Raw genomic sequence first — 14,642 nt, forward strand, 5'->3', positions numbered from 1 at the left:
CCCCCAGGCTCGATGAAGCGGCTCGATGAAGCTCGGTGTCGAATGTGTCTGGGTCCGATCGTGCCATGCGAGGCTGACAGTTAGGGTCGCAGGCGGCCGTACCGAGGGACTCACTACGAGAGGTCACAGGGGATGCTCAGGCTGGGCAGGCGGGAATTCGGGCCGAACGAGCCGGTGATCATGGCCATCGTGAACCGGACTCCGGACTCCTTCTACGACCAGGGGGCGACCTTCCGTGACGAGCCGGCCCTCGCGCGCGTGGAGCAGGCGGTCGCCGACGGCGCCGCGATCATCGACGTCGGCGGGGTGAAGGCGGGGCCCGGCGAGGAGGTCACCGCCGAGGAGGAGGCACGGCGGACCGTCGGGTTCGTCGCGGAGGTGCGCAGGCGCTTCCCGGATGTCGTGATCAGCGTGGACACCTGGCGGGCGTCGGTCGGGGAGGCCGTCTGCGAGGCCGGGGCGGATCTGCTGAACGACGCGTGGGGCGGGGTCGACCCGGGGCTGGCGGAGGTCGCGGCGCGGTACCGGGTGGGGCTGGTGTGCACGCACGCGGGCGGGGCCGAGCCGCGCACCCGGCCGCACCGGGTGACGTACGACGACGTGGTCGCCGACATCCTGCGGGTCACCCTGGGGCTGGCCGAGCGGGCCGTCGCCCTGGGCGTGCCCCGGGAGTCCGTGATGATCGACCCGGGGCACGACTTCGGCAAGAACACCCGGCACAGCCTGGAGGCGACCCGGCGGCTCGGAGAGCTGGTCGCGACGGGCTGGCCGGTGCTGGTCTCGCTGTCCAACAAGGACTTCGTGGGCGAGACGCTGGACCGGCCGGTCAAGGAACGGGTGATCGGCACGCTGGCCACGACGGCGGTGTCGGCGTGGCTGGGGGCGCAGGTGTACCGGGTGCACGAGGTGGCGGAGACGCGTCAGGTCCTCGACATGGTGGCGTCGATCGCCGGCCACCGCCCTCCGGCGGTGGCCAGGCGCGGCCTGGCGTAGGCCCCCGACCGCCCCGCGAGCCGGTCGGGCCGGGTGGGCGGAGGGCGCGGTGGCTACCGGGCCGCTTCCTTCGAGACCAGGGCCACCGCCTCCGACACGTCGTCCGTGACGTGGAACAGGAGCAGGTCCTTCTCGGCCGCCTTGCCCTGGGCGACCAGGGTGTTGGTGAGCCAGTCGACCAGGCCGCCCCAGTAGGCGCTGCCGAACAGCACGATCGGGAAGCGGGTGACCTTCTGGGTCTGGACGAGGGTGAGCGCCTCGAAGAATTCGTCGAGGGTGCCGAGTCCGCCGGGCAGGACCACGAAACCCTGCGCGTACTTGACGAACATCATCTTCCGCACGAAGAAGTAGCGGAAGTTGAGGCCGATGTCGACGTAGGGGTTGAGCCCCTGTTCGAAGGGCAGCTCGATGCCGAGGCCGACGGAGACGCCGCCCGCTTCGAGGGCGCCCTTGTTGGCCGCCTCCATCGCACCCGGGCCGCCGCCGGTGATCACGGCCCAGCCGGCCTCGACCAGACCGCGGCCGAGCCGCACCCCCGCGTCGTACTCGGGGGACTCCACCGGCGTCCGCGCGGAGCCGAACACGCTGATCGCGGGCGGGAGTTCGGCGAGCGTACCGAAGCCCTCGATGAACTCCGACTGGATGCGCAGCACCCGCCAGGGGTCGGTGTGGACCCAGTCGGAGGGACCTCCGGCGTCCAGGAGCCGCTGGTCCGTGGTGCTCGCGGTCACCTGGCCGCGCCGTCGGAGGACCGGTCCCAGGCGCTGCTCGTCCGGCGGCACCTTCTTCCCCTCGGGGTTCCCGGTAGGCATATGTGCGCTCCCTCCGCTTGCAGGTGTACCTGCTTCAGCGTAGATCCACGCGGGTTACATGCGCGGGACGTCGGCGTGTCGGGTGTGGAGTGCCCGCGTGCCGACCGGCCCCCTCGGCTCGTCTCAGCGCGTCAGCCAGGCGCGCAGCCGCTCCTCACCGGCCAGGATCTTCCCAGTTTCCACTCGTTCGTCCCGCTTGTGCGCCAAGTGCGGGTTGCCCGGGCCGTAGTTGACCGCGGGAACGCCGAGCGCCGAGAAACGGGAGACGTCGGTCCAGCCGTACTTGGGCATCGGGGTGCCGCCGACCGCCTCGATGAAGGCCGCCGCGGCCGGGTGGGAGAGGCCGGGCAGCGCGCCGGGGCTGTGGTCGTCGACCACGAACTCCTCGACCCCGCAGTCCGCGAACACCTCGCGGACGTGCTCGATCGCCTGGTCCTGCGACCGGTCCGGCGCGTACCGGAAGTTGACGGTCACCACGCACTCGTCGGGGATGACGTTGCCCGCCACCCCGCCGGAGATGCCGACCGCGTTGAGGCCCTCGCGGTACTCCAGGCCGTCGATGACGGGGTAGCGGGGCTCGTACGAGGCGAGGCGGGCCAGGATCGGGGCGGCCGCGTGGATCGCGTTGGAGCCCATCCAGGAGCGCGCCGAGTGCGCGCGCTCCCCCTTCGTCCTCAGCAGCACGCGCAGGGTGCCCTGGCAGCCGCCCTCGACCTCGCCGTCGGACGGTTCGAGGAGGACCGCGAAGTCGCCCGCCAGCCACTCGGGGTGGGCCTCGGCGACGTGCTTGAGGCCGTTGAGGTCGGCGGCGACCTCCTCGTTGTCGTAGAAGACGAAGGTCAGGTCGCGGTTGGGGGCCGGGACGGTGGCCGCGATGCGCAACTGGACCGCGACGCCCGACTTCATGTCGCAGGTGCCGCAGCCCCACAGCACGCCGTCCTCGTCGAGACGGGAGGGGACGTTGCCGGCGATCGGGACCGTGTCGATGTGGCCGGCCAGGATCACCCGCTCCGAACGGCCCAGGTCCGTCCGCGCGACCACGTTGTTGCCGTACCGGTCGACCGTCAGGTGCGGCAGCGCGCGCAGCGCGCTCTCGATCGCGTCCGCCAGCGGCTTCTCGGTACCGCTCTCCGAACGGAAGTCGACGAGCCGCGCGGTGAGCTCGGCGGCGTCCAGCGTGAGGTCAAGCGAGGTGTCGGCCATGGCCTCGACCCTAGCGCGCGCCACCCTGAGGGCTGTTTCACAGGTTCCGGTCCCTGGGGTGGGCCGCTCGTACTCTCCAGTATGTTGTACGCGTGTCAGAGCCGTCCCCCATCCGCCCCAGGCGTCGCGGCCGTGTCCTGCGTTTCGTCTCGGGCTTGCTCATCCTGTGCGCCGTCGGCGCCTACCTCGTGGTCCAGTACGTCACCGGAGGCGGTGGCGCCGAGGGCTGCAAGGTCGTCTCGGGCCGCAGCGACGGTACGTCGTACGAGTTCACGCCCGAGCAGGCGGTCAACGCGGCGACCATCGCCGCCGTCGGCACCGGGCGCGGCATGCCCGAGCGCGCCGTGGCCATCGCCCTGGCCACCTCGATCCAGGAGTCGGGGCTGCGCAACATCCAGCACGGCGACCGGGATTCGCTGGGCCTGTTCCAGCAGCGTCCCTCGCAGGGCTGGGGAACCAGGGACCAGATCCTGGACCCGGCGTACGCGGCGGGCATGTTCTACGCCCACCTGGCCAAGGTGCCGGACTACCAGACCCTGCCGCTGACGGTGGCCGCGCAGCGCGTGCAGCGCAGCGGCTACCCGGAGGCGTACGCCAAGCACGAGACCGACGCCTCGCTGCTGGCGGCGGCGCTGACCGGGCAGGCGGCGGCCACGCTGACCTGCGACGGGCGTCCGGCGGCCACCGTGGACGCGGCGGCGACGGGCCCGGACGCGGTACGGAGCGCGCTGGTGCGGGACTTCGGACGGGACGCGGTGGAGGAGGCCGGCGCGGAGGTGGGCGGGACGTCCGCGAAGTCGCCGACCCCGACGCCGAGCGTGACCGCCACGGCGCACGGGCGGACCGTGACCGTGCCGGTGCCCGAGGGGAAGAAGAAGGACAGGTCGGGGCGGACCGAGAGCGAGCGCGGCTGGCAGCTGGCGCACTGGGCGGTCGCCAACGCCTCGGCGCTGCACATCCAGCGGGTGTCGTACGCCGGCCGGGAGTGGGCCGCGGGCAGCACCGACAGCCAGTGGCGGTCGGCCTCCTCGCAGGGGACGGGCGGCGCGGAGAAGTCCGCGGGGGCGGTCCGGATCGTGACCGGGCAGTAGTTCGGGGCCTCACTCCGGCGGGTCAGCCGGGACGGGACGCGTACGTGGTCTGGCCACGTTTCCGCGCGGTCGCCCGCGCATGCGAGAAATGCCTTGGGAACGCGAGGCCGTAAGGATTCTGCGGGGCCTCGCCCTCGGCGCTCTTTGCCCGTTTTTATCCACACCCGATAATGCGACGCGTTATCAATTCTTTACCGAGGGCCTCCGCAACCTTCGCGGGCTTCGAGCGGTAGTCACGGCGATCACGTTCCCTCCCGTCGAATGGAGCATCATGTCCCTCCCTCTGACCCGCCGGATCGCCCGTGCCGCGCTGCTCGTCGCAGCGGGAGCGGCTGCCGGGGTCGGTGCGGCCGGCTCCGCCGGCGCGGCCCAGACGCTGCCGGCCACCACCCCGAACCTGGGCGGTCTGACCGCCCTGGACGGGGCGAGTGCCGCCCACACCGCCGACGGTGCGGCGCAGCACGTCACCGGGGTCCTCGGCCACACCGGCGGCGCGGCGGTCCAGTCGGCGGTGCCGGCCGCGGGCCGGACCGGCGGCAAGGCCGTCAACACGGCGGCGCCGGTGGTGCAGCGCGCCGCTGGTGAGGCGGCCGGGTCCGCCGGGGGGCTGCTGGGCAGCACGGCGGCCACCGCGACGAAGGGCGGGCTGCCGGCGGGTGGGCTGCCCGTCAAGGGCCTGCCGCTGGGCGGCTGACGCCGTCAGTGCCGGTAAGCCGAGAAGGGGCCCGGGGTTCTCCCTGGGCCCCTTCTAGGCGCGCCGGTCAGGAAAGGCGCTCCACGGCCGCTCGTACGCGTTCGTCCGTCGCGGTCAGGGCCACGCGGACGAAGTTCTCGCCCGCCTCGCCGTAGAAGTCGCCCGGGGCCACCAGGATGCCCAGGTCGGCGAGGTGGGCGACGGTCCCCCAGCAGGACTCGTCCCGCGTCGCCCACAGGTAGAGGCTCGCCTCGCTGTGTTCGATGCGGAAGCCGTGGGAGAGCAGGGCCCCGCGCAAGGCCGTACGGCGGGCCGCGTACCGCTCGCGCTGCTCCTGGACGTGGGTGTCGTCGGAGAGGGCCGCCACCACCGCCGCCTGGGTCGGGGCCGAGGTCATCATGCCGCCGTGCTTGCGGATCTCCAGGAGGGGGCCGAGGACCGCCGGGTCGCCCGCCAGGAAGGCCGCGCGGTAGCCCGCGAGGTTGGAGCGCTTGGAGAGGGAGTGCACGGCCACGAGGCCGTCGTACGAGCCGCCGTTGACGTCCGGGTGCAGGACGGAGACCGGGTCGGCCTCCCAGCCCAGCTCCAGGTAGCACTCGTCGGAGAAGACCAGGATGCCGTGGTCGCGGGCCCAGGCGACGATCTCCGCGAGCTCCTGCTGGAGCAGCACCCGGCCGGTCGGGTTGGACGGGGAGTTCAGCCAGAGCAGCTTCAGTCCGGCCGGGTCCAGGTCGCGCGGGTCGTCGTAGACCTCGTACTCGGCGCGGGCGAGACGGGCGCCGACCTCGTAGGTGGGGTACGCGAGACGGGGATACGCCACCCGGTCGCCGGGGCCGAGGCCCAGTTGGGTGGGGAGCCAGGCGACCAGTTCCTTGGAGCCGACGATCGGCAGGACGTGGCGGTGGGTGACGTCCCGGGCGCCGAGGCGGCGGCCGACCCAGCCGGTGATCGCGTCGCGCAGCGCCGGGGTGCCCCACACCGTGGGGTAGCCGGGCGAGTCCGCCGCGTCGATCAGGGCCTTCTGGATCAGGTCGGGGACCGGGTCCACCGGGGTGCCGACCGACAGGTCGACGATGCCGTCCGGGTGTGCCGCTGCCGTCTTCTTGTACGGCTCCAGCTTGTCCCAGGGGAAGGTGGGCAGACGGTCGGAGACTGCGGACACGGTGACTTGCTCGCTTTCTTCGGTACGGCAAACGCCTCGGTCCCGTACGGCGCAGATCGACGTGATCAGGCCGTACGGGACCGAGGCGGCACGGTGTTGCGGCGGGCCGCCGGTGCGGTTACTCGGCTTCGGCCTGCGGCGGCAGCGCGGCGATGAAGGGGTGGTCGCGCTCGATCAGGCCCAGCTTGCTGGCGCCGCCCGGCGAGCCGAGGTCGTCGAAGAACTCGACGTTGGCCTTGTAGTAGTCCTTCCACTCCTCCGGAGTGTCGTCCTCGTAGAAGATCGCCTCGACCGGGCAGACCGGTTCACAGGCACCGCAGTCGACGCATTCGTCCGGGTGGATGTACAAGGACCGCTGGCCCTCGTAGATGCAGTCGACCGGGCACTCCTCGATGCACGCCTTGTCCTTCACGTCGACACAAGGCTGCGCGATGACGTAGGTCACGCTGTCGTTCCTCCTCGATTGGGCGCTGGCGGGCCTCCGTAGGCTCCGCCGCCTGGCGCGCGGGAGCGCGGCGTCGTCGATGCCCGCCCCTAGTATCTCCGTTCTGGGGCATGATCCGAACAGGAGGGGTGAACTGACCAGTGGAAATCTCTGCCGCGGGACGCTTCGAGGTCCGTATCACCGCTGCTGACGTGGGCAAACGTGTCTCCGTACGGCGTTTGACCGGACATGGGGACACCCCGGAGAAGTTCACCGACACGGTGGGTGTTCTCACATCATGGGACGACGACGGCGTGCTGACGATCACACGGCGGGCCGGTGAGGTCGTCCGGATGGCCCAGTCCTCGCTGGTGGCGGCCAAGGTGGTGCCGGCCGCTCCGGCGCGCCGCCGGGGACCGGCCGCGACCTATGGGGAACTGGCGCGGATCGCGTCGCGCGGCTGGCGGCCGGTGGAGAGCGAGCGGCTCGGCGAGTGGGAGCTGCGGGCCGCCGCGGGGTACACCCGGCGGGCCAACAGCGTGCTGCCGCTCGGCGATCCCGGGCTGCCGCTCGACGCCGCGCTGGACGCCGTACGGCGCTGGTACGGCGAGCGGGGGCTGCCTGCGTACATACAGACCGCGACCGGCGCGGAGGGCACGCAGGAAGTGCTCTGCGCGGAGCTGGAGCGGCGCGGGTGGGCGCGTGAGGTGAGCGCCGAGCTGTGGACCGGGGGGCTGGCGCCGGTGGCGGACCGGGCGGCCGGGGCCGCGGTGGTGCTCTCGCGGGCGGCCGACGCGGCATGGCTGGCCCGGTACCAGCGCAAGGGCGTGAGCGAGGTCGCGCTGGAGGTGCTGGGCTCGGGGCCGTCGGTGTGGTTCGCGACCGTGCCCGGCGAGACCGCGGCGGACGCGCCCGCGGCCATCGGGCGATGTGTGGTGGACGGGCGCTGGGCCGGGTTCGCCGCGGTCGAGGTGGATCCCCGGCTGCGACGGCGGGGGCTGGCCACCGAGGTCATGGCCGCGCTCGCCCGGCAGGCGCTGGCGGAGGGCGCGTCGGCGGCCTGGTTGCAGGTGGAGACGGAGAACGCGGGGGCACGGGCGCTGTACGCGCGGCTCGGCTTCACGGCGCACCACACGTACCACCACTACCGGGAGCCGGGGTCGGCGCTAGGGCCGGAGCCGGCGGGCTGCTGAGGCGCGGACGGGTCGCCTCAGGACGGTACGGATCATTCCGGAAGGGCACGAGACAGCTATGCGTCCCCCTCATCCCCCACCCCCTTCGCCGGAGCGGGCCGCCGAGGTGCGGCAGCGGTTCGCCGAGGAGGCGCGGTCCGAGCGGCCCGATCTGGCGACGCTGTGCCTGCTGCTGGGCGCGGTGGCCGACGGTGGGCTGGACGAGGCCGGGATCGACGCGGCGCAGATGGATCTGGACCGGCTGGCGGGGCAGCTGCCGTACCGGCCGGCCGGACCGCTCGCCTGGGCCACGGCGGCGCGGCGGGTGCTCGGTGAGCGGTTCGGCTTCCACGGCACGCCCGATGACTACCAGCGGCTGGAGTCCTCGCTGCTGCACGAGGTGCTGCGCCGGCGGCGCGGGCTGCCGATCCTGCTGTCCGTGGTGTGGCTGGAGGTGACGCGCCGGGCCGGGGCGCCGGTGTACGGGGTCGCGCTGCCGGGGCACTTCGTGGTCGGCTTCGGGGCCGCGGAGGAACGGGTGCTGGCCGATCCGTTCGACGGGGGGCGGGTGCTGAGCGGGGCGGACGCGGAGCTGCTGGTGGCGGGGGCGGCGGGGGTGCCGCTGGAGCCGGCGATGCTGGAACCCGCGGACCCCCTGGACGTCGTACGGCGCATCCTCAACAACGTGCGGTCCTGGGCGGCGGCCCGTCCGGAGCGGTCGGACGTGGGCCTGTGGTCGGTGGACCTGTCGCTGCTGCTGCCGTCGCATCCGGCGCGACTGCGGTACGAGCGGGCGCGGTTGCTGGTGGAGCGGGGTGAATTCACCGACGGGGCCCAGGAGTTGGAGCGGTACGCGGAGCTGATCGAGGTGGTCGACGAAGGTGCGGCGGAGAGGGTGCGGGGCGAGGCACGGGCCGCGCGGGCTCGTCTCAACTGAGCCTTACGTGAAGCACGTTTGCCGCGGGAGGGGTCACAGCCAGCCCTTCTCCCGCGCGATCCGTACCGCTTCCGCCCTGTTGCGGACCGCGAGCTTCTGGATGGCCGTCGAGAGGTAGTTGCGCACCGTCCCCTGGGAGAGGTGCAGGGCCGTCGCCAGTTCCGCGTTCGTGGAGCCGTCGGCCGCCGCCCGCAGGACCTCCCGTTCGCGGTCGGTCAGCGGGTTGGCGCCCTCCGCCAGGGCCGCCGCCGCGAGGGTGGGGTCGATGACGCGTTCGCCGGCCAGGACCTTGCGGACGGCCTCGGCCAGCTGGGCGGCGGGGGCGTCCTTGACCAGGAACGCGTCGGCGCCCGCCTCCATCGCGCTGCGCAGGTAGCCGGGGCGGCCGAAGGTCGTGAGGACCACCAGCCGGACGGCCGGGAGCGCCTTGTGGAGCTGCGCCGCGGCCTCGATGCCCGTACAGCCCGGCATCTCTATGTCGAGCAGCGCCACGTCGATGTCGTTCGCCCGGGCCGCCGCCAGCACCTCGTCGCCGCGGGCGACCTGGGCCACGACCTCGATGTCGTCCTCGAGGCCCAGCAGGGCGGCCAGCGCCTCGCGGACCATCGACTGGTCCTCGGCGAGGAGGACCTTGATCGTGCTGCTCATGCACCGGATCCTACGGCCATGCCGGAGGGCAGCGGGACCCGGGCGACCAGCCGGAAACCGTGCTTCGTACGGCCCGCCTCCAGTGTGCCGCCCGCCTTCTCCAGCCGCTCGGTGAGGCCGGTGAGACCGTTGCCCGGGCCCTTGCCCGAACCGCCCGAACCGTTGTCCTCGACGGCGAGTTCGAGAACCGGCCCGTCCAGGGTCTGGCGGCGCAGCAGCTCCACCGTGCACGCGCTCGCGCCGCTGTGCCGTACGACGTTGGTGATCGCCTCCCGCAGCGCCCAGGCGAGGGCCGCCTCCCCGTCCTCCGGCACCCCGGTGAGGTCGGGGTCGGCCGGGACCTCCGCGGTGACCGCGGCGGCGGTCAGGGCCACCTGGGCGCCCGCGAGTTCGGCGGCGAGCCGGGGCCGCCGGTAGCCGGTGACCGCCTCGCGGACGTCCACCAGGGCCTGCCTGCTGACCTGTTCGATGTCGGCGACCTGCTGGGCCGCCTTCTCGGGGTGCCCGGGGAGCATCCGGCCCGCCAGCTCGCTCTTCAGCGTGATCAGCGAGAGCGAGTGGCCCAGCAGGTCGTGCAGGTCCCGGGCGAGCCGCAACCGCTCCTCGTTGGCCGCGAGTTGGGCGACCGTGGCGCGGGCCTTGCGCAACTCGATCGTGGTGGCGACCAGTTGTCGTACGCCGGTCATGGAGTAGCCGACCAGGAGGACCACCAGGAACAGGCCCCAGGCGTCGTCCAGGGCGTGGGCGTGCCAGCCCGCCAGCATCATGGCGGCGGTGGTGGCCGGGACCGTCCAGTACGCGATCCGCAGCGGGAAGGTGACTCCGCACATCACGGAGACGTACACGAACAGGCCGAGCCAGGAGCCGCCGAGACCGAAGGCGAGGACGACCGCGAGCGTCCACTCCACGGCGACCGCGGCGGCGACGACACCGCCGCGGAACGGCCGGCCCATCTGGCGGAAGACGATGGTCAGGTAGATCCCGACGAAGGCCGCGAGGCCCGCCCAGCCGGCCGCCGTGGCCCCGGTGGTGTGGTGGCCGGAGGTCAGGTCGTCCACAGGGGAGCCCAGGAACACCAGCCACGGCAGCACCCAGACCAGCTTGCGCATCGCCTCGGCGCGGTTGCGCGGCGGCTGGCCGATCCGCACCAGCCGGTCCGCCCGCACTTCGTCCTCGGACCGCAGGTCTTCCGTCATCGTGCTCACGCCTTCAGCGTGTCCTTCCGGTACAGCCAGGCCGCGCCGCCGACGAAGAGGGCGAAGAAGACGACGAGGATGGCGATGTCCTGGGCCTTGGGGGCCTGGCTCTGCTCGATGGCCCGCCCGAGTGCAGCGTACGCGTGCGTGGGCAGCCACTTCGCGATGTCCTGGAGCCAGGTCGGGAAGGAGGAGGACGGCCACCACAGGCCGCCGAGGATCGACAGGCCGAAGTACGTGATCATCGTGATGGGGCGGACCGCGTCGCCGCTCGCCAGGTAGCCGATGGCGACGCCGAGCGCGGCGAAGACCAGGCTGCCGGCCCAGATCGCGCCGGTGAGGGCGAGCCACTGCCAGGCGTCGAGGCGTACGTGCTTCACGGCCGCGGCGACCAGGAAGACGACCACGATGGAGGGCAGGCTCACCACGGCGGCGCCGGCGGTCTTGGCGAGGACGTAGCCGCGTCCGGGCAGGGTGGTCAGCCGCAGCTGCCGTACCCAGCCGCTCTCGCGCTCCTTGGCGATGCGTTCGCTGTTGCCCATCAGGACGGCGGTCAGGGCGCCGAAGGAGGCCATGGAGACCATGACGTACGCGGCGAGGGACAGCCCTGAGTCGTCGACGGTCTTGGTGGTGTCGTTCTGGCTGGCCACCAGCAGGAAGATGATCGACGGGTAGATCACCGAGAAGAACAGGAACTTGCGGTTGCGCAGGGCGCGCGCGAGTTCCAGTTTGATCAGGGCGTTCATGACTGCGTGACCTCCTTGGCCTCCTCGGCCTCCGTGATGGCGACGAACGCCTGCTCCAGGCCGAGCCCGGCGACTTCGAGGTTGCGGGGGTAGACGCCGAGGCCGTAGAGGGCGTGGACGGTGGCGTCGGCGTCGGACGACTGCATGCGGATCGTCTGGCCGCTCATGTCGACCGCGGTGAGGAAGGGCAGCGCCCGCAGCGGGGCCTCGTCGATCTCGCCCTCCAGGTCGAAGGAGATCCGCCGCGCGCCGGCCTTGGCCTTGATCTCGGCGGCGGTCCCGTCGGCCAGCAGCCGCCCCCGGTGCAGCACCAGCACCCGGTCGGCGATGGCGTCGGCCTCTTCGAGGTAGTGGGTGGCGAACAGGACGGTCCGGCCCTGGTCGGCCTGCTCGCGCATGGTCGCCCAGAACGCCTGGCGGGCCGAGACGTCCATGCCGGTGGTCGGCTCGTCCAGGACGATCAGGTCGCTGTCGCCCGCGGTGGCGAGGGCGAAGCGGACACGCTGGGACTGGCCGCCGGAGAGCTTGTTGACCTTGCGGTCGGCGATCCCCGAGATGCCCGCGCGGGCGAGGACGTCGGTGACCTTGTGCGGCTTGGGGTGCAGGTCGCAGGCCAGCTTCACCAGCTCGCGGACGGTGACCTCGTCCATCAGGCCGCCGCTCTGCAGCATCGCGCCCACCCGTCCGGCGACGATGGCCTCGCGCGGGCTCATGCCGAAGACGCTGACCGTGCCGGCGTCGGCGTGCTTGAGGCCGAGCAGCAGGTCGAGCGTGGTCGACTTGCCGGCGCCGTTGGGCCCGAGCAGGGCCACGGTCTCCCCCGGGTGCAGCCGCAGCGAGAGTCCGTCGACGGCCCGCACTTCCCCGTAGGTCTTGCTCACTTGGTCGAATCCGACGACCGGGGTTCCGGTGGCCGTCGTCGCCGCTGTCGTTGTCATGCCTCCATGCTGACGGCGAGCCCCTGCTCCGGGTCAGTGCCGACCGTCCGGAGAGCCGCATGACAGATGTCATGAGCGGGGCGTGACACGCGGAGAGGGGGCGCCCGCCGTGTGCCGGGCGCCCCCTGTGCCCGGCGAGCGCCGGGCACCCCCTTCGCGAAGCGTCAGCTCGGGTTCGTCTGGATGACGCCGATACGCTCTGCCGCGGTCTTTCCGACCAGCGCCTTGCGGAGCGCGGAGGCGACGTCCTGCGGGGTGACGGCCGTCTTCTGGCCGGTTCCCCGGGTGATCAGCACGCCGTTGAACGTGTTGCCGTACGCCGTCTTGAGGGCCTCCAGGTTGTACGTCTCCACCAGCTTCCCGTCGACGGCCTTGAATCCGAGGATCTTCGGGAGGGACAGGGAGCCGAACTGGATGCTGTGCGCAGCGTCGGTCTGGATGGTGACCCGCGCCGACATCGCCGGTTCAGCGAATGCCTTCATCTCGCGGTCGACCTCCGCGTTGGAGACCGTCGGCTGCTGGGTGGTGGTCGGCACGTTCACCGTGGTGGCGGTGTCGGTCTCCACCATCGTCTTGTACGCCTGCTTGACCGTCTCGGCGGAGGCGGCCGCGTCGATGCCCTTGCCCGCCTTGCCGTAGACGGCGACGGCCTTTCCGGACTTGAACTCGATCGTGCCCTGGACGACGGAGCCGGAGCTGCCGCCGAGGTCCTTGAGGGCGGCCTGGAGCTTCTCCTCGTCGACCGGCATGGCGGGCTCGACGACCCGCTTCTGGCCGAACAGGGCGCCGATCACGGAGACCGGGTTGTAGTCGCTCTTGGCGGCCGCGTCGACGGTCTTCTGGAAGTCGAACTGGAGGCCCGCCTGGTCCGGGGGCAGCGAGACCGTCTTCCCGTCGACCGACAGCTTCAGCGGCTTGTTGACGCGGCTGCCGAAGGCGTCGTCCAGCTTCTTGACCGCGTCGTCGCGGGTGCCACCGCCGATGTCGACGCCGAGCACGGTGGTGCCCTTGGGGACGTCGGAGTGGTTCATGAGGAGCCCGGCGCCGTAGACACCGAGGCCCGCGACCACCACGACACCGCCGAGCAGCGGCAGCTTGCCGCGCTTCTTCTTGGCCTTCGCCTTGCCCTTGGACTCGGCCGGGGGCGGCGAGACCGGCTCGGGCAGCTTCGGCGGCGTGTGCGACTGCGGTCCGGTGGTGCCGGGGGCGCCCGGTGCGAACGGGGAGTTCGGGCCCGCCGGTACGACCGGGATGCCGCTGGTGACGGTGTGCCCGGAGACGTTGTCCGCCGGAGTGCCGTAGCCGGGCGTGCCCGGTCCGGGGGCGGGCTTCTGCGGGGTGAGGATCGCGGTGTCGTCGCTCAGGCCGCCGCCGGGGACGGCGAGTCCGGGACCGGCGGGGGCGGTGCGCGCGCCGGGTCCGGCCTGGGCGCCGCGGCCGGCGGGGCCGGGGGCGGTGCGGCCGGTGGGCCTGCCGGGGGCGCCGCCCGGGCCGGCGGGGCCACTGGGGCCGCCGAAGGGCTCGCCGCCGTTGACCGGCGGGACGAAGGGGCCGTCGCCGGTGACCGGTCCGCCGGTGGGGCCCGCGGGGCCCTGCGGGCCGCCGGATCCGCCGGGCAGACCGGGCCCGTTGAAGCCGTTGGGGCCGCCGGGGCCGGCCGGGCCGCCGCCGGGGGTGCCGGGACCGCCCTGGGCGCCGTTCTGGCCGGCGTTGTCGGAGAAGTACGGCAGGTCGTCGCGGCGTGCCTCGCCGCCCTCCTTGGCGCCGCCCCGCGAGCCACCGAGCGGGCCCGCGGCGAGCGCCTCCGTCACGTCGAAGGAGCCGGTGCCGCCGCCGTGTCCGGGAGCCACCGGGCCGCCGGTGGCGCCCGCGGGCAGACCGGAACCGTTGGTCGAGCCGGACCTGGTGCCGCCGGGCGCGCTCATGGAGCCGACGACACCGCCCGGACGGCCGCCGTTGGCACGCGCGCCGCCCGAGGGGCCCTGGGCACCCGGGGCGCCGGGCGCGGCCGGCGCGTTGGACGCGGGCGCGGCGGCGGGCGAACCACCGGTCGCCCCGGTCCCGTTGCCCGCGGGCCCGCGCTGACCGCCCTTGGCGGGGCCGGACTTGCGTGGCGCGAACCAGTCGCTGTTCGCGGCGCCCGGGGCGGGCCCCGCTTCCGCGGCGGGCGGCTCGACCGTGCCGGTGGGCGCGGCGGCGCCGGTCGGCAGCGCGTGGGTGCCGGTCTCCTCGCTCGGGACGGCGTCGGTGTCCGTGACGGGCGTACGGACGACCACGGGCGGAATCGGCCGGGAGCCGGGGATGTTGATCCGGATCCGGGTCGTCAGCGTGGTCTCGGTCTTGCGTTCCTCCGGCTGCGCGGCCGAACGGCCCGCGCCCGCGGCGTCGTCGGAAGCCATGGGGGTCCCGTACGGCGGCGTGCCCGAGGGGTATGCGGCTCCGCCGCGCCCGTTGGGCCCGGAGGACGGAGTGTCAGTTTCACGACTCAAGGCAGGTTCTCCCGGTTGGCTCCACCGCCCGTGGCGACCTTTCTCGGGCGGCTCGGCGGCGCGCACCACCATACTGGCCACTTCTGACGCTTATCCCACGACCGCTGGGGAAACCCACACCGGACTCCCACGCGCGC

At 73.0% G+C, this 14,642-nt stretch carries 14 protein-coding genes; 5 read left to right on the top strand and 9 right to left on the bottom strand.

The features are described from left to right. Positions 1-132: 132 nt before the first annotated feature. Positions 133-993: a dihydropteroate synthase gene (folP, locus tag ACZ3KP_RS08920; RefSeq protein WP_467497633.1), complete on the top strand. Its 861-nt coding sequence runs from the start codon at positions 133-135 to the stop codon at positions 991-993. Positions 994-1,046: 53 nt separating this feature from the next. Here the strand turns inward: folP and ACZ3KP_RS08925 are convergent, their stop codons facing one another. Together ACZ3KP_RS08925 and dapE are read right to left on the bottom strand one after the other, a co-directional pair. Then, entirely contained in the window at positions 1,047-1,805 is a 759-nt protein-coding gene (locus tag ACZ3KP_RS08925; protein ID WP_467497635.1) for an LOG family protein, read from the bottom strand. A 123-nt stretch (positions 1,806-1,928) separates the two neighbouring features. Beyond that, positions 1,929-3,008 carry a succinyl-diaminopimelate desuccinylase gene (gene dapE / locus ACZ3KP_RS08930; protein ID WP_467497636.1) on the bottom strand — a complete coding sequence of 360 codons (1,080 nt, stop codon included), beginning with the start codon at positions 3,006-3,008 and terminating at the stop codon, positions 1,929-1,931. 92 nt (positions 3,009-3,100) lie between these two features. Between dapE and ACZ3KP_RS08935 the strand changes: the two genes are divergently transcribed. Together ACZ3KP_RS08935 and ACZ3KP_RS08940 are read left to right on the top strand one after the other, a co-directional pair. Continuing rightward, positions 3,101-4,099, top strand: a complete 999-nt coding sequence (locus tag ACZ3KP_RS08935; RefSeq protein ID WP_467497638.1) for a VldE C-terminal domain-containing protein — start codon at positions 3,101-3,103, stop codon at positions 4,097-4,099. A gap of 271 nt (positions 4,100-4,370) precedes the next feature. Continuing rightward, positions 4,371-4,793, top strand: a complete 423-nt coding sequence (locus ACZ3KP_RS08940) for an ATP-binding protein (RefSeq protein ID WP_467497640.1) — start codon at positions 4,371-4,373, stop codon at positions 4,791-4,793. Positions 4,794-4,860: 67 nt separating this feature from the next. On the opposite strand, the gene ACZ3KP_RS08945 is transcribed toward ACZ3KP_RS08940, so the two are convergent. Together ACZ3KP_RS08945 and fdxA are read right to left on the bottom strand one after the other, a co-directional pair. Then, positions 4,861-5,955, bottom strand: coding sequence for a bifunctional succinyldiaminopimelate transaminase/glutamate-prephenate aminotransferase (locus ACZ3KP_RS08945; RefSeq protein ID WP_467497642.1), 1,095 nt, complete (start codon positions 5,953-5,955; stop codon positions 4,861-4,863). Between the two features lie 118 nt (positions 5,956-6,073). After that, positions 6,074-6,400 carry a ferredoxin gene (gene fdxA, locus ACZ3KP_RS08950; protein WP_046730523.1) on the bottom strand — a complete coding sequence of 109 codons (327 nt, stop codon included), beginning with the start codon at positions 6,398-6,400 and terminating at the stop codon, positions 6,074-6,076. A 140-nt stretch (positions 6,401-6,540) separates the two neighbouring features. Between fdxA and ACZ3KP_RS08955 the strand changes: the two genes are divergently transcribed. Then, the gene (locus ACZ3KP_RS08955) at positions 6,541-7,572 is read left to right on the top strand and encodes a GNAT family N-acetyltransferase (RefSeq protein WP_467497644.1); all 1,032 of its coding nucleotides are present in this window, start codon (positions 6,541-6,543) and stop codon (positions 7,570-7,572) included. Between the two features lie 58 nt (positions 7,573-7,630). Then, positions 7,631-8,488 carry a transglutaminase family protein gene (locus ACZ3KP_RS08960; protein WP_467497646.1) on the top strand — a complete coding sequence of 286 codons (858 nt, stop codon included), beginning with the start codon at positions 7,631-7,633 and terminating at the stop codon, positions 8,486-8,488. A 33-nt stretch (positions 8,489-8,521) separates the two neighbouring features. On the opposite strand, the gene ACZ3KP_RS08965 is transcribed toward ACZ3KP_RS08960, so the two are convergent. The 5 genes from ACZ3KP_RS08965 to ACZ3KP_RS08985 form a co-directional block, all read right to left on the bottom strand. Next, positions 8,522-9,136, bottom strand: a complete 615-nt coding sequence (locus tag ACZ3KP_RS08965) for a response regulator (protein WP_132888690.1) — start codon at positions 9,134-9,136, stop codon at positions 8,522-8,524. Next, entirely contained in the window at positions 9,133-10,332 is a 1,200-nt protein-coding gene (locus ACZ3KP_RS08970) for a sensor histidine kinase (RefSeq protein WP_467498077.1), read from the bottom strand. Before ACZ3KP_RS08970 ends, ACZ3KP_RS08965 begins: the two co-directional genes overlap by 4 nt. Before the next feature lie 5 nt (positions 10,333-10,337). Further along, entirely contained in the window at positions 10,338-11,078 is a 741-nt protein-coding gene (locus ACZ3KP_RS08975) for an ABC transporter permease (protein ID WP_467497649.1), read from the bottom strand. Continuing rightward, positions 11,075-12,016 (bottom strand): ABC transporter ATP-binding protein, encoded by a 942-nt coding sequence (locus ACZ3KP_RS08980; protein ID WP_467497651.1) that lies wholly within the window; start codon positions 12,014-12,016, stop codon positions 11,075-11,077. Before ACZ3KP_RS08980 ends, ACZ3KP_RS08975 begins: the two co-directional genes overlap by 4 nt. 164 nt (positions 12,017-12,180) lie before the next feature. Next, positions 12,181-14,505 (bottom strand): peptidoglycan binding domain-containing protein, encoded by a 2,325-nt coding sequence (locus ACZ3KP_RS08985; RefSeq protein ID WP_467497653.1) that lies wholly within the window; start codon positions 14,503-14,505, stop codon positions 12,181-12,183. Between the last annotated feature and the right edge of the window lie 137 nt (positions 14,506-14,642).

The organism is Streptomyces sp. NPDC020958 (assembly GCF_055562175.1).

Bases quoted from the DNA above. Each gene is read 5' to 3' on its own strand.
- ACZ3KP_RS08965 (WP_132888690.1), bottom strand. From the start codon at position 9,136: ATGAGCAGCACGATCAAGGTCCTCCTCGCCGAGGACCAGTCGATGGTC.
- ACZ3KP_RS08970 (WP_467498077.1), bottom strand. From the start codon at position 10,332: ATGACGGAAGACCTGCGGTCCGAGGACGAAGTGCGGGCGGACCGGCTG.
- ACZ3KP_RS08925 (WP_467497635.1), bottom strand. From the start codon at position 1,805: ATGCCTACCGGGAACCCCGAGGGGAAGAAGGTGCCGCCGGACGAGCAG.
- dapE (WP_467497636.1), bottom strand. From the start codon at position 3,008: ATGGCCGACACCTCGCTTGACCTCACGCTGGACGCCGCCGAGCTCACC.
- ACZ3KP_RS08940 (WP_467497640.1), top strand. From the start codon at position 4,371: ATGTCCCTCCCTCTGACCCGCCGGATCGCCCGTGCCGCGCTGCTCGTC.
- ACZ3KP_RS08960 (WP_467497646.1), top strand. From the start codon at position 7,631: ATGCGTCCCCCTCATCCCCCACCCCCTTCGCCGGAGCGGGCCGCCGAG.
- ACZ3KP_RS08980 (WP_467497651.1), bottom strand. From the start codon at position 12,016: ATGACAACGACAGCGGCGACGACGGCCACCGGAACCCCGGTCGTCGGA.
- ACZ3KP_RS08975 (WP_467497649.1), bottom strand. From the start codon at position 11,078: ATGAACGCCCTGATCAAACTGGAACTCGCGCGCGCCCTGCGCAACCGC.
- folP (WP_467497633.1), top strand. From the start codon at position 133: ATGCTCAGGCTGGGCAGGCGGGAATTCGGGCCGAACGAGCCGGTGATC.